Source organism: Bacteroides sp. D20 (genome assembly GCF_003436255.1).
Classification (GTDB): domain Bacteria; phylum Bacteroidota; class Bacteroidia; order Bacteroidales; family Bacteroidaceae; genus Bacteroides; species Bacteroides uniformis.
In genome coordinates this window covers 38,195-58,010 of the sequence record NZ_QSOO01000004.1, presented here as the reverse complement: position 1 = coordinate 58,010, position 19,816 = coordinate 38,195, and the positions used below count along the sequence as shown (strand labels likewise).

Sequence of the window (19,816 nt, the reverse complement as noted above, 5' to 3'; positions counted from 1 at the left end):
TTAGTATATATTAAGCGTTATGTTCGCAAACAATAAAATTAAAAGATATGGATAGAGAAATTCCGAAAGAAGTGCGTAATAAAGAACGCAATAAGAAAATCATCCGCTACGGTGCTATCGGCGTGGCAGGTATCGTAGTGGTCAGTGTACTCATTTCATTGATGCGTACGGGAGTGAAGGAGAAAGACCTCGTTTTCTCCCAAGTGGGTAAAGGCACGATTGAAGTCAGCGTTAGCGCCTCCGGCAAGGTAGTCCCGGCATTCGAGGAAATTATCAACTCGCCCATCAATACCCGCATTTTGGAAGTGTACAGAAAAGGTGGCGACAGCGTGGATGTAGGTACCCCCATCCTGAAACTGGACTTGCAGAGCGCCGAAACCGACTACAAAAAGATGCTGGATGAAGAGCAGATGCGCAGCTACAAGCTGAAACAGCTGAAACTCGACAACCAGACCAAGCTGACCGACCTTCAGATGAAAATCAAAGTCTCCGCCATGAAGCTGGACCGCATGAAGGTGGAACTGCGTAACGAGCAGTACCTTGATAGCCTCGGTTCGGGCACCACCGATAAAGTGCGCCAAGCCGAACTGAGCTACAACGTAGCACAACTGGAATACGAGCAATTACAGCAGCAGTATGCCAACGAGAAGGAAGTGCTGGCTGCAGAATACCAAGTGCAGGAACTGGATTTCAGCATGTTTCAGAAGACACTGGCCGAAACCAAACGTACGCTCGACGATGCGCAGGTGCGTTCGCCCCGGAAGGCCATCCTTACTTATATCAACAATCAGATTGGTGCCCAGGTTCCCGAAGGCTCACAGATTGCCGTCATCTCCGACTTGAGTCACTTCAAGGTGGAAGGCGAGATTGCCGATACTTACGGTGACCGTGTGGCTGCCGGCGGCAAGGCCATTGTGAAGATTGGCAGCGAAAAGCTGGAAGGTTCCGTAAGCAGTGTTACTCCGCTTTCAAAGAATGGCGTCATCTCCTTTACCGTGCAGTTGAATGAGGACAACAACCGCCGACTGCGTTCCGGTCTGAAAACCGATGTCTATGTGATGAATGCAGTGAAGGAAGACGTGATGCGCATAGCCAATGCCAGCTATTATGTGGGACGTGGGGAGTATGAACTTTTTGTACGCAATTCCGACAAGGAAATTGTAAAGCGCAAGGTGCAGCTGGGCGATTCCAACTTTGAGTTTGTAGAAGTGGTCAGTGGCTTGCAACCGGGTGATGAAGTGGTGGTGAGCGATATGAGTAACTATAAGAACAAGAATAAGTTGAAGCTAAAATGATAAAGGTTTACTTGAAACAAGCCTGGGAGCTGTTGAAGCAGAATAAACTGTTCAGCATGCTCTACATTGTGGGTACGGGGCTGGCCATTGCCATGACAATGATTATGGCGGTGGTGTATTATGTGAAGATTGCGCCCGTCTATCCGGAGGCAAACCGCATGAATACGCTTTACCTCAGCAATTCAAAATTCACGCAGGGAAGCGGCAACAATACCAGGACCATGCAATGGGCTGTTTCCTACAAGGCACTGCAAGACTGGTTCTATCCCGTAGAGAATGCCCTTGTCGTTTCGGCCGAGCTGCATAATGATTTGTCGGAAAACAGTTATATACAGCCTGCCGACCGCAGCGGTGATTTTCCGGTTATGGTAAAGTTGACAGACCCTGCTTTTTTCAAGATATATTCTTTCCAATTCCTGGAAGGTAGTCCATTCACGGCATCCGACCTGGCAAGTGGCATTTCCACTGCTGTCATTACCGATGATTTGGCACGCCGCTTGTTCGGTACGACGGAAGAGGTAGTAGGACGCTCGTTCAGCCTGAACTATATCGACTATCGGGTTTGTGGGGTGGTGTGCAGTGCCAGTTACCTCACCTCTAAATCCTATGCACAGCTTTATATACCTTATACGGTGTCGCCCGATTACAGCACTCCCAAGTACGACCTTCCCTATCTGGGAGCTTTCAGTGCTACCTTTCTGGTGCAGGACAGTAAGCAGGGAGATGCTCTGCGGGCTGAGATAAAGGAAATCTGCCGCAAGGAGAATCTTATGCATCCCGATGAATGGAAAGTAGATTTCTGGGAGCAGCCCACCTCCCATCTGTTGAGTGTCTTCAAGACTTATGCAAGTATGGAGTTTGACCTTTGGGCCACAGTGCGCCACTTTCTGCTTGTCCTGCTCGTATTGCTGTTGGTGCCTGCCCTGAATCTGAGCGGCATGATATCGAGCCGTATGGAGGGACGTCTGGCAGAGATGGGCGTGCGGAAATCGTTTGGAGCCGGACGTAAGATGCTGCTTTCACAAGTGATGTGGGAAAACCTGCTACTGACCGCACTGGGCGGAGCATTGGGCTTGCTGCTGGCATGGCTGGCACTTTACGCGGGACGCGAGTGGATATTTACGGTATTCGACAGTTGGCCGAATATGGTACCCGAAGGGGTGGATGTCCGCGTATCGGGTGAAATGCTGTTTGCTCCGCTGGTTTTTCTCGCCGCATTGGCGCTGTGCGTCGTGCTGAATCTGTTGTCGGCCCTTATACCGGCGTGGTATTCCTTGCGGAAACCGATTGTGAACTCACTGAATGAAAAACGATAAGACACGGGAGGTTGGTATGTTTAAGTTAATATGGAAGAATCTTTGGGCGCGCCGCCGCAAGAACGGATGGTTGTTGGCCGAATTGATATTGGTGAGTATCATCAGTTGGGTTGTATTGGACCCGGTGATTGTGGTCACGCACGATCGTAATATCCCGTTGGGCTATGATGCGGAGCGGCTTTGCCTCATTTCATTGGGCGCATTGCAGCCCCAGGCACCGGGATACGATGCCGAAGCGCAGGACTCTGCTACGTTGGTGGACAACTATTATAATTTGGTGCGTTATGTCAAGGACTTTGACGGTGTGGAATCGGCCACTCCCGTGCTGGGATTCTGTTATCCCAATTCTTCGGGAAGTTCGAATAGTCAATTGTTTGCCGAAGGGGATACGATTCCCTTATCTATTATGATGATACAATTTTTGCCTCATACGAACTTTTTCGATACGTATGGTTTCCGTTCCGGTAAGGGGCGGACACCCGGACAGCTGTCCGACTACGCCTATGCCCCGAATGACATTGTACTGACGGAGAATGCTGCCGAACAGTTGTTCCATACCAAAGACGCGCATGGCAAACGCTGTATAAGCAGAGACCATGGAGATACCTTGTACATGCCGGTTGTCGGTACGATAGGAGCCATGAAGATGTATAGCGAGTGGCGTCCCGTCCCCGTTGCATTTATGCCGATGCTTACCATCGATACAAGTTATATCCCTGAAAGTGCCCATATCCTGGTACGTCTCAAAGAGGGTGTCAGCATGGAGCGTTTTCTGCACGATTTCCGTCCTTGGATGGTGAAGGAGATGAGGCGGGGCAATCTGTTTGCTCGCAGTGTCCGTTCCTATGAGCAGATTATAACGGAGAGCGAAGCCAGCAATTCCACACCGATTTACCGCCGTAATCTGGCGATGGCGGCTTTCTTCCTGGTGAATCTTTGCCTGGGTGTCATCGGTACCTTCTGGTTGCAGACACGTACGAGGCGCGAGGAAGTGGGAGTGATGCTGTCGTTCGGAGCTACACGTAGTGACATTGTCCGCCTGCTGATGGGCGAAGGCACGGTATTGACCGTGGTCGCTTCACTGACTGGTTTTCTGCTTTATTTGCAATATGCACTGAAAGAAGGGCTGGCCAAAGGACAGAATTGGGTGGAGAGTACAGAGAGCTATTGGGTGTCGGATTTCACCTCGCATTATCTGCTCGTGTCGCTCGTCATCTTTCTGATACTGCTGGTGGTAGTGTTGGTGGGAATCTATATCCCGGCGCGCAACATCAGCCGCATTCCACCTACGGAAGCCCTGCGTGACGAATAGATGAAAACGGACAAAGTGTTCATTTTCGGACACCTTACTGCATGTATAAATAGCAGATAATCAATAATAAACGGTTTTGGCACAACTTTTGACCTCTTGAAACAGAAATTGTGCGGAATAGAAACGGAACAGAATAATAACAATTAAATACTTACCATTATGATTAAGTTAACTGGCATCAACAAGATTTATCGTACAAACGAGATTGAAACCGTGGCATTGGAAAATGTAAACCTCGAAGTGAACAAGGGAGAATTTCTCAGTATCATGGGACCCTCCGGTTGTGGAAAATCTACGTTGCTGAACATTATGGGTTTACTGGATGCACCTACCAGCGGCACCATCGAAATAGCCGGTACGAAAGTGGACGGCATGAAGGACAAGGAGCTGGCTGCTTTCCGTAACCAGAAGCTGGGTTTTGTGTTCCAGTCTTTCCATCTGATTAATTCGCTGAATGTGCTGGATAATGTGGAGCTGCCTTTGCTGTATAGAAAGGTGTCTGCCAAAGAACGCCGTCGTTTGGCGGAAGAGGTGTTGAAGAAGGTCGGCTTGAGCCACCGCATGCGCCACATGCCTACACAGCTCTCCGGCGGACAGTGCCAGCGTGTAGCCATTGCCCGCGCCATTATCGGCAATCCGGAGATAATCCTCGCCGATGAGCCTACCGGTAACCTGGACTCCAAGATGGGTGCCGAAGTCATGGAGCTGTTGCATCAGCTGAACAAGGAAGACGGACGTACCATTGTGATGGTGACTCACAATGAAGAGCAGGCCAAACAGACCTCACGTACCATCCGCTTCTTTGACGGACGTCAGGTGGAATAATTACTGCTTAGCAACTGTCAACTATTAATTATCAACTATCAATTAATGAAATGCGAATCATAAGACAGACTTTTGTCATTTTGAAGCAGAATCCGCTGCTAAGTACGATTTCCATATTGGGTACGGCCTTTGCTATCACCATGATTATGGCTATTGTGATTACTTGGCAGACGAAATATGCTGACTTGGAACCGGAAGTGAACCGCAGTCGGTGTCTTTACTTTTCCGCTATGCACGTATACGACAAGGAAAAGGACGGCAATAATAATTGGAGTAATCCTTCGGCGGCATTTATGAAAGAATGCGTGCAGCCGGTGCCCGAAGTGGAATACTGTACGGCATTTTCCCCAGCCGGTTTGTCGTTGGCTTCGTTGACTGACGGTAACAATCGGGTGAAAGTGGATGCTATGCGGACAGATCCCGACTTCTGGAAAGTGTTCAGCATGCAGTTTCTTGCCGGACGCGGCTTCAGCGAAGCCGACCGTGCTGGAGAAAGCAAGGCTGTAGTAGTCTGTGCGTCTGTAGCGCGGAAACTGTATGGAAGTACAGATGTAGTGGGACAGGAATTCCTGCTGAACCGGGAATTTGCGCGTATCGTGGGAGTGGTGAAAGATGTTTCCGTCACTGCTAAGGATGCATATGCACAAGTATGGGGTATGTACAGTGCCGACGAACTGAAAATTACCGGAGTCCACAGTTATTTGGGAGGCATGCAGATTGCTGTATTGGCACGTACATCCGATGACTTTCCTGCCATCCGGGAGGGCATTGCCAAGCAGGTGGAACGTGTTAATGCCGGATTGGGTAATAAACAGATAGACATCATGGAACAGCCGGACAATATCGTGGCGCACGTCAACCACGTATGGGCTAATGTAGGGCCAGACTTGACAATGCTTTATCTTCAATATGCCGTAGCTTTATTTATCATTTTGTTGGTACCGTCACTCAATTTGTGTGGCTTGAGTAACAGCCGCATGCAGCAACGTATTACCGAATTAGGTGTACGTAAGGCTTTTGGAGGAACGAAAAGTGTGCTTGTGCGGCAGATACTGAACGAAAATCTGATGTTGACATTACTGGGTGGAGTAGTGGGACTGCTTTTCAGTTATTTGGCAGTATATGCCATGCGTATGTGGCTGTTCACCAATAATCAGAATGTGGGTACGTCGGGCGAGTTCAGCTTGAACATGGAGGCGCTGTTTAGTCCGTGGGTATTCCTGCTGGCATTTGTTTTCTGTGTGGTCATCAATCTGTTGAGTGCGGCACTGCCTGCATGGATAGCGGCACGGCACACTATTGTAGATTCTTTGAATGATAAATAGAAGGAGGTACTTGATATGAAATTTACGATACATAACTTACGTATGATAAAGGCACGCTTCAGCAGTAACGGCTGGGTATTGGCTGAATTGTTCTTGGTATTCATCGTGATGTGGTTCCTCTGTGACTCACTGGGATGCATGAAATATACTTTCTACCGTCCGCTGGGTTATAATATTGAACATGTCTATAAATTATCCACCGTTGTAGGTGGAGAAAGTCGGGATACGAGTCTGACTGATGCCGATAAATATCTGGGTATATTGGCGAAATTGGAACAAGAGCCTTCCGTAGAGGCAGCTGCCCTTTGTTATTGGAGCCTTCCGATGAGTGGCAGTAATAGTTACAATGCGTTGGTTGTGCAAGATACTTCCTGGGTGCAAGGACGCTGTATTTATACGACTGGAGGATATATGGATGTTTTCCGGATAAGTGAGGACCCGCGTCACCCGTTCCGGGACACTCCCGCAGGATGGAACAATGTGACACTGAGTAATGCCGCTTTTGAACGTTTTCGTAAGAAAATGCCGGAGTTTTCGCAGACTACGCCGTTAGGTAATGGTGATTCTGTTACAATCATCAAGCAGATGGGGAAGACCGGTGCTTTCCGTTCCTATCGTTATGGAGTTGAGGAACCTTGGTTCTTTTATCATTTGGGAGAGAATATGATTAAGGCAGAGTTTGCCGACAATTGGTCGCAGATTGTTTTCCGCGTGAAGCCTGCTGCCGACGGACCGGATTATCGGGAGAAGTTTCTGCGCGAAATAGCGCCTAAACTGGACACGGACAATGCGTTTGTGGCAGATGCCGCTCCCTATACTGAACAACAGTTGCAGTTCGAGGTGATGAATGGCGATACGGATAAGGTGAACAGTCAGGCTGTGGTGGTGCTCTTCCTGCTGGTGAATGTATTTTTGGGGTTAATAGGCACCTTCTGGTTCCGTACTCGCCGCCGCCGTTCGGAGATAGCTCTACGGATGGCGATGGGCAGTACGCGTGGCGGTGTGTTTCGTTTACTGATAGGTGAGGGGTTACTGTTATTGGCGTTAGTGACATTGCCTGCCATGGTTGTATGCTACAATGTGGGGATGGCGGAATTTACTATAGGACGTACCTCTCTCATATCCACTTGGCCGATAGAGTGGAGTGTGATACGCTTCCTTGCAGGTTCTCTAGGGGCTTGGTTACTGATAGCTCTGATGGTAGTGATTGGAATATGGTTTCCGGCACGGCAGGCTATGAAGATTGAGCCGGCAGAGGCGTTGCATGAAGAGTAGTATGAAAAACAATAGAGGATTAACAATAAAAAAGAAGAAAAATGAAAACTAATATAGTAGGTATTATCATTGCATTGATATTGACATTTGTAGGTATGCTGAGTGTTTATGCACAAGATACCAAAGTGAGTGAAGTGCGCAAAGTGGATGCCTTTTCGTCCATTGAGATAACGTCTGTGGGAACAATTTATTTTACACAGAGTGACACTTATTCTTTCAAGATTGAAGGTAAGGAGAAGCACGTGAAGAATACAGAAACCACAGTGAAGGACGGCTGTCTGCTGATAGGCTTCAAGGATAGGAAAAACAAGAGCATGAGAAATCAGAAAGATGGCGTGACCATTTGGATTTCGGCTCCTGATTTGAAGAAGGTGGAGTTTACCGGTGTAGGGGAGTTCAATTGTGAGAAGCCCTTGAAACTGGATGAGGTGTCATTTGAAGTAAAGGGAGTGGGTGAAGTGAATGTATCCGATTTGACGTGTGACGAGCTGAAAGTTGCTTTGCGCGGAGTAGGTAGCGCCGATATTCATGTAGTCTGCGATTATTTGACTGCCAGAATGAGTGGTGTGGGTGACGTCACTTTGAGCGGAACTGCCGGGCATGCTGACATTTCTAAAGGAGGCATAGGCGGAGTGAATACATGTAACCTGAAGGTGGGCCGTTGAGTAGCGGTAACACCAATCGTAAATAGTAAATCGTCTAATCGTAAATATCAATATGATAAAGCAATACTTCACACAAGCCTGGGCACAGTTGCGGCAGCAACCGATGATTAGTGTCGTCAGCATAGCCGGTACGGCACTTGCCATCTTCCTCATCATGCTGGTGGTGATGATGCAGCAGGTGAAGGTAGCTCCGTTTGCTCCGGAGAGCAACCGCGACCGCTTTCTACATGTGCATTATATGAGCATCACCAACAAAAGCTGGGGAGAGGGAAACAGTTCCAACGGACCGATGGGGATAAAGACTGCGCTTGAGTGCTTCAAATCGCTGAAGACCCCCGAAGCAGTAACGATTTATACCTGTATGGTCATTTCTACCCCCGTGAATCTGCCGGGACAACCTGCAACGGGTATCGACCTGTTGCAGACAGATGATACTTTCTGGCGTGTGTTTGATTTCTCTTTTGTTGCCGGGAAACCTTATGACCAGGCTACATTCGATGCCGGACTACCCGTAGCGGTAATTACGGAAAGTGTAGCGCGCAGGTTATTCCAGACAACGGAGGCTGTTGGTCGCGAATTCCTTTTGAACCATGCTCCTTATACAGTGTCCGGCGTAGTGAAGGATGTTTCTACTTTGGCCAACACTGCCTATGCGCAGGTATGGGTACCCTATACTTCTACTGAGGTGACGAAAAACACTTGGAGTGATGAGCATATGGGGATGATGAGCGTTACCATTCTGGCGAAAAGCCGTGATGATTTTCCCGCGATTCGTGAGGAGACGGAACGCCGCCGTCAGGAGTACGACACTGTAATTGGCGAGAATGGTTATTCGTTGATTTACCGTAACCGTCCTTATGACCAGGAGAAAAATGCCGCAGGAATGGCTGCCAACATCGAACCGGACGTGGACCAGGCACGCAGGCAGCGTCTCATTATCTTCATCATTCTACTGATTGTTCCTGCCATCAACCTCAGCTCGATGACGCAGAGCCGTCTGCGCCAGCGTGTGGCAGAGATTGGTGTGCGCCGGGCATTCGGTTCAACGAGACTGGAACTGATGGGGCAAATCATTGCAGAAAATCTGGTGGTGACATTGCTGGCAGGGGTGATGGGATTGTTGCTGAGTGTAGCATTCGCTTATTTGGGAAATACACTGCTGTTTGCGCAGGAATTCAGCCAGACGCTGAGTCCTCCGGCAGTGGATGCAAGCATATTGCTGCATGGCTCCACCTTTGGCTGGGCGTTGTTGTTCTGCTTTGTGCTGAACTTACTAAGTTCCGGTATTCCCGCATGGCGTGCATCAAGAATAGGGATTGTAAATGCATTGGGCGGACGTTTGCATAAATAACTCCATCACAAAACATTAATCATTGAAGAAAATGACTAAGAAACTTCTTACACAGATAAAGAATGAATGGCTCTCAAACCTATGGTTGGTGTTGGAGTTATTGGTAGTGAGTGTAGTGATGTGGTACGTGGTAGACTATCTCTACACGCGCGCCGCCACCTATCTGGAGCCGAGAGGCTTTAATATAGAGCACTGCTACCTTATAGAGTTGGGGGAACTGACACCCAAAAGTCCCGACTACATAGCCGGGCATACCTCTCAGCAGACCCACGATGACATAGCCGAGTTGTTGGAGCGTCTGCGTCGTCGGCCGGAGATAGAAGCGGTCAGCCTTTCGCAGAATTCGTATCCTTACAACGGAAGCAATTCAGGCGCTGAAGTAAGCTATGACACTTTGCGTTCTCCCGGTTGGACCATCCGCAGGTTAGTGACACCGGACTTTCCCCGTGTATTCCGCTATCGGGGCACGCGTGGCGAGACACCCGAACAATTGGCTGAAATGTTGGAGCGCGGGGAGTTTATGGCTTCGGATAACCTCTACCGGAAATACGACTGCCGGATGACAGATCTCGTAGGCCAGCGGTTCTATCTTTTTGGTGATACTACGAAGACCTACCGGCTGGGTGCTGCACTGCAAAATGTACGCTATCACGATTATGACCAGGCGCGAAGCTCATATTCCATGATGGTGAAGCAGAGTTTCTACTATATCGGTCTCGAACTTTGTGTCCGCGTCCGTGAAGGGCAGGACAATGACTTCATTGAGAGGCTGAAGGCAGACAGTGAGAGCCAGTTCCGCATAGGCAATATCTTCATTTCGGAGATACGTTCTTTCAAGGATATTCGTCGCAACTACCAGCAGGCATGGACCAATGACATCCGTAACTATGTGATGGGTATGGGATTCCTGCTGCTGAACATTTTCCTCGGCTTGCTCGGAACATTCTGGTTCCGTACGCAGCAACGCCGTTCGGAGATAGCACTGCACAAAGCGCATGGAGCGACAGACCGTGCCATCTTCAGCCGGCTGCTTAGTGAAGGGATATTGTTGTTGGCAATTGTCACCCCCGTTGCATTGCTCATCGATTATAATCTTGCACACCTGGAGTTGAATTCCTGGAGGAACGGTACGACGTTGGAGTGGGACCGCCTGCTGCTCTGTGCTGCCATCAGCTTTGTGCTGATTACCCTAATGATTGTCATCGGTATAGGTATTCCTGCCCGCAAGGCGATGAAGGTGCAGCCTGCCGAAGCATTGCACGATGAATAGAAAGCTATGGAACAAATTTTAGCTCTTATCCGCCAGAATCCCTTTTTCAGTGCTGTTTCCGTCATCGGTACGGCAGTGAGTATAACCTTTGTCATGGTCATTTACATGGTGTATGACATCCAGACGGCTGACTTGGCTCCCGAGTCGCACCGCAGTAGCATGGTATATTCTTCTTATGGATACTCTTACCGCAAGTCCGACCACAGCAATTCCAATACGGGCATGTCTTATCGGGCTGTCAACGCTATTTTTGCAGAACTTCCGGGTGCGGAACTTGTCACCTATCTGGGACCTACCTATCTTAGATACTGTGGAGATTCGCCCGTGCGGGGAATGCGCCGTACGGTTCGTCAGGTGGATTTGAACTATTGGCGTGTCTACGATATCCCTCTTGTGGCGGGCCGTCTTTTCAGTACCGAAGAGTTCGATGCTTGCCGGGATGTCGTGGTTATAGGCGAACAGCTTGCTCGCGAAGCTTTCGGGTCTGCCGAAGCAGCCATTGGCAAAAATTATTTTGTCAACTTTCGCCCTAAGCGCATTGTCGGGGTCACCAAGGATGTGAGCTCTCTGTTCACATTTGCCTATGGAGAGTTGTGGATGCCTTATTCCACCCGGGATTCCGGTCTGGGCAGTGAAGGGCTACGGGGAGATTTCGAGGCTGTGGCCCTTGTCAAGCCCGGTGTCGGCAGAGAGGAACTCAAGCGGCAGATAGAACAGTCGCTTGCCCGCTTCAACGAGATACTGGTCGAATATGAACTGGAGCTTCCCGACCTCAGCACCTATACGGAACGGCAGTTCTTCCGTAATGACACGATGAGTCCTGCCGTAACCTGCATCATCCTGGGTTTGATATTGCTTATTGTGCCCGCTATCAATGTCAGCGGACTTATATCTTCGCAAATGTCCCGTCGCATGGCTGAGCTTGCGGTAAGGAAAGCATACGGCGCCAGCCGTTCTACCTTGATGGTGCAGTTGCTCCGCGAGAACCTGGCCTTGGCATTTGCCGGCGCATTGCTCGGTTTTCTCTTTTCGTGCATATTCCTATGGCTGGGTAAGGACTGGATGCTTGGCGATGGTGCTCCCGGAACGAATTTTGATGTAAGCGTCTGGCTCTTCCTCCGTCCTGCGGTTTTCGTGGCTGTATTGGTGGTGTGTCTGTTGTTCAACCTGCTTTCTGTGTTTATTCCTGCCTGGCATGCCACCCGTCGCCCTATAGCCGAGGTTCTTGGCGGAGAATGAGCGGATAAACGAATCCCAATTAAAACAGTAACGAGTATGATACATTCTATTTTACACCAGATATGGAACCAGCGCCGCAGTAACGGCTGGCTGTTTGCCGAGCTGTTGATTGTATTTACATTGATGTGGTATTGTGTGGATGTACTCTATGGCTTTGCCCATGCAGAACGGCAGCCTAAGGGGTATGATTTGGAGCATGTCTATAAGATAAGGATTTCCTGCAATCCCACACAGATAGTGCCGTGCACGTCGGAAGACAGCCTGCAGACCTTCTGGTTCAAGCCGATGGAGGAAGTGCTCCGGCGTATCAGGCAATATCCTGCAGTGGAAAGTGCTGCCACGTGGCTGGGTACCGATACTTATACCCGCGGGCGTGTTTACCAGGGGTATACGACGGACAGCGTGCATGTTGTCGAGACTACAGTGCGCTATGTGTCTCCCGAATATTTCGACGTCATGCGCATTCCGCTGTTGCAGGGGAATGTCTCGGATTGGAATTCCACTGCCAGTCCTCTGCCTGCCGTGGTGACCCGTGATTTGGCAGACAGTCTTTTTCAGACAAGTGCCGGGGCGGTGGGCCGCGAGTTTCTGGATTATTACAGCGGAGGTCTCCGTTACCGTGTCTCTGCAGTCTGTGCCTTGCAGAAGACGGATGACTATGCCCGTTACGGACCTTTTGTCCTGACTCCTTTCCCCGGTTGGTTCTATGAGGACCAGTACCTCCCGTTCATCTCCCTACGGATACGTCCGGAGGCGGATACGGATAATTTTGCAGCTCGTTTTTATCAGGATATGATGTCGCAGCTGCAGGTCGCTCCATTCTATCTTTTCGACATACAGAGCTATAAGGACCAGAAGATAGAGCGGGATGCTGCCGAAGGAATCACCCCGTATATCCGCAGCGCAAGGCTCATTGTGATATTCTTTGTTTTCAATGTATTCATCGGGCTGATGGGAACTTTTTGGTTCCGTACCCGCCATCGCCGCAGCGAGATTGCTTTGCGCATGGCCATGGGCAGCAGCCGCGGAAGAATACGCTGGCAATTGCTGGGTGAAGGGTTGCTGCTGTTGGCACTTGCTTCCATCCCCGCTTTGATGATATGTATCAATATGGTTATGGCAGATGTCACTTTTACGGAAGCCACGGATGCCACTTGGGGGAGATTTGTCATATGCGTTTCTATTGTCTGGATATTGATGGCATTGATGGTGATTGCAGGAATCTGGTATCCGGCTTCACGGGCCATGAAGGTACAGCCTGCCGAAGCATTGCACGATGAGTGAGTTTTTTTTGAATAATCTGTGCTCATTCTCAATATAACTTGTATATTTGCGTGACGAATAAGAGTTTTGCGTTGAGTATACAAAATCTATATTATGATGAAACGCCTTTTCTTTCCATTGTTTGCAGGCTTGTTGTGGTTGATGTCGGGAACACTTTCGGCTACGGAACGTACGTACAATGTACTTTTCATACAGTCCTATACAAAAAATACTCCTTGGCACAGCCTTCTGACAGAAAATTTGGAGAACGGACTGGACAAGGGGGGAGTTAAAGCCAATATCACTACTGAATATCTGAATGCCGATTACTGGTCTTTCGCTTCCGAGTGCTTCATCATGCGCCGCATCTGCGAGCGTGCCAGGCAACGGAAAACGGACTTGATTGTGACCTCCAGCGATGAGGCTTTCTTCACATTGACCCATTGCGGTGATTCCCTGCCTTATCAGATACCGGTAGTGGTTTCGGGTATCAAATACCCGGATGAGAGAGTCTTTGAAAGAATGCCCAACGTCTCCGGCTATGTTTCGAAAACGGATTTCGATGTCTTGCTGGATGCGGCTGTCCGCATGTTTCCTTCCCGCAGGGAGTTGGTCTGTCTGTCCGACAGCAGTTTCCTGAGCCTTAAAGGGGTTAAGGCTGTGGAGGAATCCTGGGAACGCATAAAGAGCAACTATCCGGAGCATGAGTTGAAAGTGCTGAATGTGCAGGCCAAGTCCTTGAACTCTATCATCACTTCCATTTGCTATGACTACAATGCCTACAAGCATATTGTCATTGCTCCCAAATGGATTCCCTTTCTTTCCTTGAAGTTGAAGGCCCCCGTGTTTACCAGCCAGAACCTGGCTATGACGAACGGTGTTCTGTGTGTGTATGATGCCGTTCCCGGAGAGGATGCTTTTGCTGCCGGCCGGCAGGCTGCAAGTATTTTGAAGGGCAAGTCACCCGCCTCATTGGAAGTAAAGGACTTTGGGGGCAAGTTGCTGTTCGATTACAAACAGTTGCAGTTTTTCCGTGTGGACACGAACCGTGCGGAGAGCAAGGGCATCATTTTGAATATACCGTTGATGGAGCGTTACCGTGTCTGGTTCATTCTGTTCTATTCGCTGATTGTCGGGGCATTGGTGCTGCTGGTTGCCTGGCTTTTCCGTGCCAACCGCAGGGAGTCGCGTAAGCGCATACATGCCCAGACCCGCTTGTTGATACAGCACCGCCTGGTGGAGCAGCGCGACGAGTTCGACAATATCTTCTGTTCCATTCGCGACGGCTTGATTACGTATGATACCGACCTGCGCATCCATTTTGTCAACCGTCCGTTGTTACAGATGTTGGGACTTTCTTCCGAAACCTATACGTCCCGTTTCTATGAAGGGCAGATGGCCGGCTCCATTTTCAGGATTTACATGAATGGAGAAAACATCCTGCAGGACTTGTTGAAGAAAGTACGTACCGGAAAGAGACCTATTTCTATTCCGGAGAAAGCCTTCATGCAGGAAAACCATCAGGGAACGTATTTCCCCGTTTCCGGCGAGGTAGTACCTATCTTTGCCAATGAAAAGATGACGGGAATGGCGATTGTATGCCGCAATATCTCCGAAGAAGAGATGCAGAGACGCTTCTTCAATATGGCGGTGGAGGAAAGCTCCATTTATCCGTGGCAGTACAACATGCATATGAACCGTTTCCATTTCCCGGGTGGATTGCTGCGCCGTTTCGGGTATACCGATGATACGGACTTGCTGGCACGTGATGAGATGGACACCCTTATACATCCGGAAGACTTGCTGCATACGCGCAGGAATTTTGATGCCATTCTGTTGGGCAATGAAATCAATTCACGGATGAGTTTCCGGTTGAAGAGTGCGGATGGGAGCTATGAATGGTGGGAGTTCCGCAGTACCGCTTATGACGGACTGACGGTTGATACCCCATACATGGTATTGGGAGTATGCCAGAGCATCCAGCGTTACAAGGATACGGAAGAGGCCTTGATTGCCGCACGTGACCGTGCCTTGCAGGCCGACAAGCTCAAATCTGCGTTTCTTGCCAATATGAGCCATGAGATACGCACCCCTTTGAATGCCATTGTCGGCTTCTCGGATTTGTTGAAGGATTTGGACGCTTTTTCTCCGGAAGAGGTAAAGCAGTTCGTCGAAACAATCAACATCAACTGTACATTGCTGCTGGCGTTGATAAACGATATTCTGGACCTCTCGCGCATAGAATCGGGCACGATGGACTTTAAGTTCGGAGCATTCAACCTGGCGTTTATCATGCAGGAGGTCCATGAATCCCAGCGTCTGAGTATGCCTCGGGATGTAGAGCTGCGTATAGAGATTCCGGAAGGGGAAGACAAATTGGTCATCACCGATTCCGTCCGCTTGAAGCAGGTCGTGAACAACCTGATAAACAATGCCAAGAAATTCACGGTAACGGGCAGCATCACCTTCGGCTATGTCACGAACCGGGAAGGATATACCACCATCTTTGTCGAAGACACGGGAAGCGGTATCTCTGAAGACGCCCAGAAACATATCTTCGAACGCTTTTACAAAGAAGACAGCTTTACGCAGGGCGCCGGTTTGGGGCTGAGCATTTGCCAGACCATCGTAGACCGCCTGCATGGTTCTATCTCGGTCTCCTCAGAGTTGGGAAAAGGAACGCGTTTCGAGGTGGTGATACCGGATGCGAACGAGTAATCATTCAATCCGTTTGCAGGCATTGGCTTGCAGGAACTCTTCCAATATATCCTCGTAATTGCCATACAGCATGATGTGGTGGTTGCCCAGCGGTGTCTTGAGGAAATAGTCGGCAGGGGAGTTCATTTTTATCCGTACTTGGGTGCGGCACATATTGATGTAGTTTGTATTCTCAACAAGCGTGCCGGTGCTCAGGTAATATTCGTCCAGGCTTTCGCTTCCGCATTTTACGATGGTTACATCTCCCGTCGGCAGGATTCCCTGAATACCGATGCCGCTTTCCGTCTCAAAATGGTTGCGTATGATGAACTGCTCCGTTTGTGCGATGCCGATGGTGCAGTGTGCCAATATGATTTCATTGGTACGGGCATTTATCATGGAAGGATTGGCCATGAAGGAGTTTTTCCCCGTCAGCACTTTTACGGCCAGCATGGTGAAGACGGATTGTAAATCGCCTTCACATCCGGCAATGATTCCTTCGTCGTTCAGCAAGGCAAGGGCAAGGCAGCCGGTGGTTCCCGTTTGGTCTATCAGGCGGAAGCAGCTGAGGGTAATGGCGCTCAGTCGCTCTTCCTCTACAATCCTCTTGATGGCTCGATACAGCCGCATGGCTTTTATCATGTCTTCGGGGCTTGCCTCTCGGCAGGCAAGCGCTTTTCCTGCCAGTCCGGCGCATGCTTCGCCCACCTCGTCGTCCGTTATCTGTCCGTAGTATTCGTAAATGCGGTCCAATGAGACGTCTGTGTACTCGATACCCCAGCGGCGTTTGGCAAGCAGATAATCCACATTGCTGGCAACGAGCCAGCTGGACGGAGTGCCCATTACGCCGATACGCATGCCGAAAAGGCTGCGTTGTGCCACGAAATTGCTGTGCAGGACAAAAATACGCTTGATGGTCTCGGGGAGCTCTCCGTGAAGAATCTCGCTTTTCATTCCCCGGCCGCGCAGCCAGGAAGATATTTCGAGAGCGGCGGCCAGTGAGTTCTGCATGCCGTCTGCCAAGAGGATGGCGGGGCGGGGAAGGGATTCGAAATGCTGGATTACCAGCCGTTCCACACCTCCGGTGGCAATGAATATAATACTGAAGTCATCGGGTGATAACTTGTCTATGTCTTTGTAATCAATGAAGTTGACGGTAAAGTATTTTTCCAATTCAGTCAATATCACTTCGTGGGAGCTACGGACTGATGCTTGTTTATGCAGTATGGAAGCAAAAGTTATAAGGTTGATGACCATGGTGTTATTTACTATTTGACTATTTACTATTTACAATTGATTCTACTTGGCTCGTTTGCTTTTTCAAAGATACAAGTTTCTGTTTACATATCATAGAGTTTTTACGATAGATAAGTTTTTTAAAGTTTTTATGGTCTTGCCTTCCTTTTGGTTTCAAATAATTCGCTACATTTGCAACTTTAATGATAAAGTGATAGCAATATCACCTATAAATACTCTATTAAATAGTAAATCATAAATCGTCAAATAGTAAATAAACCTCATGCCAACAATATCTATTCGCGGAATGGAGATGCCCGCATCTCCTATCAGAAAACTGGCTCCTCTGGCAGATGCTGCCAAGCAGAGGGGTATACATGTATTTCACCTGAACATCGGTCAACCCGACCTGCCTACTCCGGAAGTCGCGATTGAAGCGATACGGAACATCGACCGGAAAGTTCTGGAATACAGTCCCAGTGCGGGATATCGCAGTTACCGCGAGAAGTTGGTGGGTTACTATGCAAAGTACAATATCAATCTGACTGCAGACGACATCATCATCACTTCCGGCGGCTCGGAGGCGGTGTTGTTCTCTTTCCTGGCTTGCCTCAATCCGGGGGATGAAATCATTGTTCCCGAGCCGGCCTATGCCAATTATATGGCGTTTGCCATCTCTGCCGGAGCCAAGATACGCACCATTGCCACGACCATCGAAGAGGGTTTCTCGTTGCCCAAGGTAGAGAAGTTCGAGGAGTTGATTAACGAGCGCACGCGTGCTATTTTGATTTGCAATCCCAACAATCCTACGGGTTACCTCTATACACGCCGTGAAATGAACCAGATTCGCGACCTTGTGAAGAAGTACGATTTGTTCCTCTTCTCGGACGAGGTGTACCGTGAATTTATTTATACGGGTTCTCCCTATATCTCTGCCTGCCATCTGGAGGGCATTGAGAACAATGTGGTGCTGATTGATTCCGTGTCCAAGCGCTATTCGGAGTGCGGCATCCGCATCGGTGCCCTGATAACGAAGAACAAGGAAATCCGGGATGCTGTCATGAAGTTCTGCCAGGCACGTCTCAGTCCTCCGTTGATTGGCCAGATTGCCGCAGAAGCATCGCTGGATGCCGGTGAGGATTATCTGCGCGACACATACGATGAATATGTAGAACGCCGTAAATGCCTGATTGACGGATTGAACCGTATACCGGGCGTATATTCGCCCATCCCGATGGGAGCATTCTATACGGTGGCAAAGCTTCCGGTAGATGATTCGGACAAGTTCTGTGCCTGGTGTCTGTCGGAGTTCGAATACGAGGGACAGACGGTATTCATGGCGCCTGCGTCCGGATTCTATACTACGCCGGGTTCCGGTCGCAACGAAGTGCGTATCGCATACGTACTGAAGAAAGACGACTTGAACCGCGCCTTGTTTGTATTGCAAAAAGCATTGGAAGCCTATCCGGGAAGAGAAATGAAGGATTAGGGATTAATTTATGAACTTATCTCGCTTTATAGCGTTGCGCATTTATCGCAACTCGGAGCCGGGCAAGCAAGTTTCCCGTCCGGCTGTCCTTATTGCCATGGTGGGTATTGCTCTCGGACTGGCGGTGATGATTATTGCCGTGTCCGTCATTGTTGGCTTCAAGAGCGAGGTAAGGGATAAAATCGTGGGTTTCGGTGCCCATATCCAGATAGGCAACCTGGATGCTGCACGCTCTTATGAGACGCGCCCGGTGGTGGTGGGCGACAGCATGATGGCTGCGCTTTCCGATTATCCCGAAGTGAAGCATGTACAACGCTACTCCACCAAGCCGGGGATGATAAAGACCGCCGATGCCTTTCAGGGAATGGTGCTGAAAGGTGTGGGGCAGGAGTATGACAGCACCTTTTTCCACCGCCATCTGCTGGAGGGGGAGTTTCCGCAATTCAGCGATTCCGCTTCGTCCAACCGCGTAGTCATCTCAAAGTCTCTTGCCAACAAGCTGCAATTGAAACTCGGTGACAAGATAGACACCTACTTCATCCAGGACGATGTGCGTGCCCGCCGCCTGAAGATTGCAGGTATCTACCAAACCAACTTCTCCGAATACGACAACCTATTCCTGCTTACCGACCTCTACCTGGTGAATCGCCTGAACAACTGGGAGCCGGACCAGGTGAGCGGTGTGGAGCTGGAAATACGCGATTATGACAAGCTGGAAGAAACCACCTATGAGATAGCTGCCGATACGGATGAGAATCCCGACCGCTATGGTGCCGAGTATTGCGTCCGTAATGTAGAGCAGCTCAATCCCCAAATCTTTGCCTGGCTGGGCATCTTGGATGTCAACATCTGGGTCATTCTCATTCTGATGATTGGGGTGGCGGGTTTCACCATGGTATCCGGCCTGCTGATTATCATCATAGAGCGTACCTCCATGATAGGCGTGCTGAAGTCTTTGGGAGCCAATAACTTTACCATCCGTAAAGTCTTCCTTTGGTTTTCGGTCTTCCTCATTGGGAAAGGCATGCTTTGGGGGAACATAATCGGCCTTGCGTTCTATTTCGTGCAGCGCTGGTCCGGCTTGTTCAAGCTCGACCCTGAAACCTATTACATGGCTACTGTTCCGGTATCTTTCAATATCTGGCTGTTCCTGCTGCTGAATGCCGGCACATTGCTGGCTTCGGTCCTGATGTTGCTGGGCCCATCATTCCTGATTACACGCATCCATCCGGCAACTTCCATCCGTTACGAATAAGAG

At 49.4% G+C, this 19,816-nt stretch carries 15 protein-coding genes; 14 read left to right on the top strand and 1 reads right to left on the bottom strand.

What is annotated here, in order from left to right; translation table 11 throughout:
- Positions 1 to 47 precede the first annotated feature (47 nt).
- From DXD78_RS05210 to DXD78_RS05155, 12 genes are all read left to right on the top strand, one after another.
- Positions 48 to 1,295, top strand: coding sequence for an efflux RND transporter periplasmic adaptor subunit (locus DXD78_RS05210; RefSeq protein WP_016274396.1), 1,248 nt, complete (start codon positions 48 to 50; stop codon positions 1,293 to 1,295).
- Positions 1,292 to 2,611 (top strand): ABC transporter permease, encoded by a 1,320-nt coding sequence (locus DXD78_RS05205; RefSeq protein ID WP_117652558.1) that lies wholly within the window; start codon positions 1,292 to 1,294, stop codon positions 2,609 to 2,611. The genes DXD78_RS05210 and DXD78_RS05205 overlap by 4 nt, the downstream gene beginning before the upstream one ends.
- A 16-nt stretch (positions 2,612 to 2,627) precedes the next feature.
- Positions 2,628 to 3,923 (top strand): ABC transporter permease, encoded by a 1,296-nt coding sequence (locus DXD78_RS05200; RefSeq protein ID WP_008664747.1) that lies wholly within the window; start codon positions 2,628 to 2,630, stop codon positions 3,921 to 3,923.
- A 159-nt stretch (positions 3,924 to 4,082) separates the two neighbouring features.
- Positions 4,083 to 4,748 carry an ABC transporter ATP-binding protein gene (locus DXD78_RS05195; RefSeq protein ID WP_117601249.1) on the top strand — a complete coding sequence of 222 codons (666 nt, stop codon included), beginning with the start codon at positions 4,083 to 4,085 and terminating at the stop codon, positions 4,746 to 4,748.
- Positions 4,749 to 4,798: 50 nt separating this feature from the next.
- Positions 4,799 to 6,073 carry an ABC transporter permease gene (locus DXD78_RS05190; RefSeq protein WP_117652557.1) on the top strand — a complete coding sequence of 425 codons (1,275 nt, stop codon included), beginning with the start codon at positions 4,799 to 4,801 and terminating at the stop codon, positions 6,071 to 6,073.
- Between the two features lie 15 nt (positions 6,074 to 6,088).
- Positions 6,089 to 7,348 (top strand): FtsX-like permease family protein, encoded by a 1,260-nt coding sequence (locus tag DXD78_RS05185; RefSeq protein WP_005831158.1) that lies wholly within the window; start codon positions 6,089 to 6,091, stop codon positions 7,346 to 7,348.
- A 41-nt stretch (positions 7,349 to 7,389) separates the two neighbouring features.
- Positions 7,390 to 8,013 (top strand): GIN domain-containing protein, encoded by a 624-nt coding sequence (locus tag DXD78_RS05180; RefSeq protein ID WP_005837414.1) that lies wholly within the window; start codon positions 7,390 to 7,392, stop codon positions 8,011 to 8,013.
- A gap of 52 nt (positions 8,014 to 8,065) precedes the next feature.
- The gene (locus tag DXD78_RS05175) at positions 8,066 to 9,364 is read left to right on the top strand and encodes an ABC transporter permease (protein ID WP_117652556.1); all 1,299 of its coding nucleotides are present in this window, start codon (positions 8,066 to 8,068) and stop codon (positions 9,362 to 9,364) included.
- Between the two features lie 31 nt (positions 9,365 to 9,395).
- Positions 9,396 to 10,634: an ABC transporter permease gene (locus DXD78_RS05170; protein ID WP_057282098.1), complete on the top strand. Its 1,239-nt coding sequence runs from the start codon at positions 9,396 to 9,398 to the stop codon at positions 10,632 to 10,634.
- A gap of 6 nt (positions 10,635 to 10,640) precedes the next feature.
- On the top strand, positions 10,641 to 11,873 hold the full coding sequence (locus tag DXD78_RS05165; protein WP_016274404.1) for an ABC transporter permease: 1,233 nt from the start codon (positions 10,641 to 10,643) through the stop codon (positions 11,871 to 11,873).
- Between the two features lie 36 nt (positions 11,874 to 11,909).
- Positions 11,910 to 13,157, top strand: a complete 1,248-nt coding sequence (locus tag DXD78_RS05160) for an ABC transporter permease (protein ID WP_005831148.1) — start codon at positions 11,910 to 11,912, stop codon at positions 13,155 to 13,157.
- 93 nt (positions 13,158 to 13,250) lie between these two features.
- The gene (locus tag DXD78_RS05155) at positions 13,251 to 15,854 is read left to right on the top strand and encodes a PAS domain-containing sensor histidine kinase (protein ID WP_008664738.1); all 2,604 of its coding nucleotides are present in this window, start codon (positions 13,251 to 13,253) and stop codon (positions 15,852 to 15,854) included.
- On the opposite strand, the gene DXD78_RS05150 is transcribed toward DXD78_RS05155, so the two are convergent.
- Positions 15,855 to 17,090 carry a fucose isomerase gene (locus tag DXD78_RS05150; RefSeq protein ID WP_005831144.1) on the bottom strand — a complete coding sequence of 412 codons (1,236 nt, stop codon included), beginning with the start codon at positions 17,088 to 17,090 and terminating at the stop codon, positions 15,855 to 15,857.
- Between the two features lie 262 nt (positions 17,091 to 17,352).
- On the opposite strand from DXD78_RS05150, the gene DXD78_RS05140 reads away from it, so the two are divergent.
- Positions 17,353 to 18,558, top strand: coding sequence for a pyridoxal phosphate-dependent aminotransferase (locus DXD78_RS05140; RefSeq protein WP_005837410.1), 1,206 nt, complete (start codon positions 17,353 to 17,355; stop codon positions 18,556 to 18,558).
- Between the two features lie 10 nt (positions 18,559 to 18,568).
- Positions 18,569 to 19,813 (top strand): ABC transporter permease, encoded by a 1,245-nt coding sequence (locus tag DXD78_RS05135; RefSeq protein ID WP_009038279.1) that lies wholly within the window; start codon positions 18,569 to 18,571, stop codon positions 19,811 to 19,813.
- Positions 19,814 to 19,816: the final 3 nt, after the last annotated feature.

Excerpts from the sequence above, each read along its gene's own strand:
- DXD78_RS05210 (WP_016274396.1), top strand. The coding sequence starts at position 48 with ATGGATAGAGAAATTCCGAAAGAAGTGCGTAATAAAGAACGCAATAAG.
- DXD78_RS05205 (WP_117652558.1), top strand. The coding sequence starts at position 1,292 with ATGATAAAGGTTTACTTGAAACAAGCCTGGGAGCTGTTGAAGCAGAAT.
- DXD78_RS05200 (WP_008664747.1), top strand. The coding sequence starts at position 2,628 with ATGTTTAAGTTAATATGGAAGAATCTTTGGGCGCGCCGCCGCAAGAAC.
- DXD78_RS05195 (WP_117601249.1), top strand. The coding sequence starts at position 4,083 with ATGATTAAGTTAACTGGCATCAACAAGATTTATCGTACAAACGAGATT.
- DXD78_RS05190 (WP_117652557.1), top strand. The coding sequence starts at position 4,799 with ATGCGAATCATAAGACAGACTTTTGTCATTTTGAAGCAGAATCCGCTG.
- DXD78_RS05185 (WP_005831158.1), top strand. The coding sequence starts at position 6,089 with ATGAAATTTACGATACATAACTTACGTATGATAAAGGCACGCTTCAGC.
- DXD78_RS05180 (WP_005837414.1), top strand. The coding sequence starts at position 7,390 with ATGAAAACTAATATAGTAGGTATTATCATTGCATTGATATTGACATTT.
- DXD78_RS05175 (WP_117652556.1), top strand. The coding sequence starts at position 8,066 with ATGATAAAGCAATACTTCACACAAGCCTGGGCACAGTTGCGGCAGCAA.
- DXD78_RS05170 (WP_057282098.1), top strand. The coding sequence starts at position 9,396 with ATGACTAAGAAACTTCTTACACAGATAAAGAATGAATGGCTCTCAAAC.
- DXD78_RS05165 (WP_016274404.1), top strand. The coding sequence starts at position 10,641 with ATGGAACAAATTTTAGCTCTTATCCGCCAGAATCCCTTTTTCAGTGCT.
- DXD78_RS05160 (WP_005831148.1), top strand. The coding sequence starts at position 11,910 with ATGATACATTCTATTTTACACCAGATATGGAACCAGCGCCGCAGTAAC.
- DXD78_RS05155 (WP_008664738.1), top strand. The coding sequence starts at position 13,251 with ATGATGAAACGCCTTTTCTTTCCATTGTTTGCAGGCTTGTTGTGGTTG.
- DXD78_RS05150 (WP_005831144.1), bottom strand. The coding sequence starts at position 17,090 with ATGGTCATCAACCTTATAACTTTTGCTTCCATACTGCATAAACAAGCA.
- DXD78_RS05140 (WP_005837410.1), top strand. The coding sequence starts at position 17,353 with ATGCCAACAATATCTATTCGCGGAATGGAGATGCCCGCATCTCCTATC.
- DXD78_RS05135 (WP_009038279.1), top strand. The coding sequence starts at position 18,569 with ATGAACTTATCTCGCTTTATAGCGTTGCGCATTTATCGCAACTCGGAG.